3 protein-coding genes are annotated in these 1,769 nt (G+C 34.3%); all 3 read left to right on the forward strand.

Annotated elements, in window-relative coordinates; genetic code table 11:
• Nucleotides 1–459: hypothetical protein (locus ACWCQ1_RS52055; RefSeq protein WP_451030129.1), on the forward strand; the 459-nt coding region annotated here is incomplete at its 5' end.
• On the forward strand, nt 446–616 hold the full coding sequence (locus ACWCQ1_RS52060; RefSeq protein ID WP_451030130.1) for a methyl-accepting chemotaxis protein: 171 nt from the start codon (nt 446–448) through the stop codon (nt 614–616). The genes ACWCQ1_RS52055 and ACWCQ1_RS52060, both read left to right, overlap by 14 nt.
• Nucleotides 617–1,010: 394 nt before the next feature.
• Nucleotides 1,011–1,640: a WxL domain-containing protein gene (locus ACWCQ1_RS52065; protein ID WP_144457867.1), complete on the forward strand. Its 630-nt coding sequence runs from the start codon at nt 1,011–1,013 to the stop codon at nt 1,638–1,640.
• The last annotated feature ends 129 nt before the right edge of the window (nt 1,641–1,769 follow it).

Genomic DNA, 1,769 nt, shown 5'->3' on the forward strand with positions numbered 1-1,769 from the left:
ATAAAGATTGTAGAACTGATTGATTCTACTACTTATATAAGGATAGCTGATAGATCTTCGCATAATTGCAATTGGTTTATTGGGTGGACACAATTGACATACCTATCACCTTTTAAAATTAATACAAAAAGCAATAGGCTAACAATTGATACTGCGATAATTGATACAAGTAAGTTGTTATTTAAAAGCGAATTAGAATATTCATTACCTTCAAGCTTGGTGGTTTATCAGGCGGGAGAGAAATTTATTTCCTTTACCGCGGATGATGCTATTAATGTTTCTAAATTAAATAGAAAAGCTATAAAACAAAATACTTCTTCTAATAATAGGTATGGTGATTACAGTGAAGGCAATGTATTGGTAAATGGAGTTGATTTTACGATTATTAATCTTTTAGAATATTATTTTTCAAAAGAAAATCCTTGCAAAAAAACAGGTGATTATTATGAAATTATCTAATGATATAAAAGTAACTTACAAGATATCGATTACGAATTTATTGGCACATAATGTTGGAATTAAAGCTGCCCGAGCAGGAGAATTAGGAAAGGGGCTTGCTTTAGCTGCCAAGGAAGTTAAACAACTGACGAATAATTCAAACCTTAATAAAAAATGATTGAAAATACGGACATATATGTTTGTTGATTCTAGATAAGAAGTGAAATGTTTATTGTTAAACATTGCCCAAGTGTGTCAAAAATTTGCTAAAAAAACTAACTAACTACAATATCTTGCTAAAGAATTATAGTTAAATAGATACAATTAAGAATTGTTTAGTTTCATGATTGAAATAAAATATTAGTTTGGCATAGTGAATAAATTAAATAAAAATTGATATTTTCTAAAAATTGATCAGAATCATACAGGTTTATTTAAAACTATGTTTTAAGACCTGGAAAATAGAAAATTCTTTGTTTCATTATTGAGAATGAATTGCAAATTCTCCGTGATATAATCCTTCTTGCATTAACAAACAAATTTTTAGGTGAATTCAAGAGGAGGAATTGAAGATGAAGAAGAAAAAATTATTATTTGGGGGATTAACATTAGCAGCATCTCTGATGCTGGTAACACCAGTTTTTGCCGATGATTCTGCTACTTCTGAAAGCAGCATCACTATTGGTCCTGGAAACGGACCGACACAGCCAATTGATCCTGAACCAAAGCCAGAGCCACCAGGAACAGGTAATACCGGCGAACTTACAATCGACTATGTCACGCCTTTAAGGTTCGAGGGGAAAATATCTGAAAAAGATGAAGTGTATATAACGACAGCACACAATCCTAATGTCCAAGTAACTGATAGACGTGGAACAGGAGAAGGCTGGTCATTACAAGTATCGGCAACACCATTTGTTGATGAAAATACCAATAAAACATTAAAGGGAGCACAATTGACATTACCTCAAGGGTCCGCCCGGACGCTTCCCGAAAATATCTCTCCTGCCCCAAAAGATTTAAGGAAAGTCGTATTAAGTGAAGAAACAAACATCCTCATGCAAGCTCAAAAAGATGAAGGAATGGGTACATGGATTGATAAATTCAATCCAGTTGAGGTTACTCTATCTGTACCAACAGGCAACTATGTTGGAGATTATGTTTCTACTTTAAATTGGAGCCTTGTTGCCGCGCCGCAATAATAAAGTTTAAAATTTCGACTCGAGTTGAGATGGTGAGGCTGTATCAACCGCTAGATAGTCCAGCTCTCGCACATGAATGGGCGAGGGCTGTGCCCCCTCATCTGAGATATTGTCGTCTTCTATCAAGAC

It is taken from the genome of Streptomyces sp. NPDC002144, assembly GCF_053593695.1.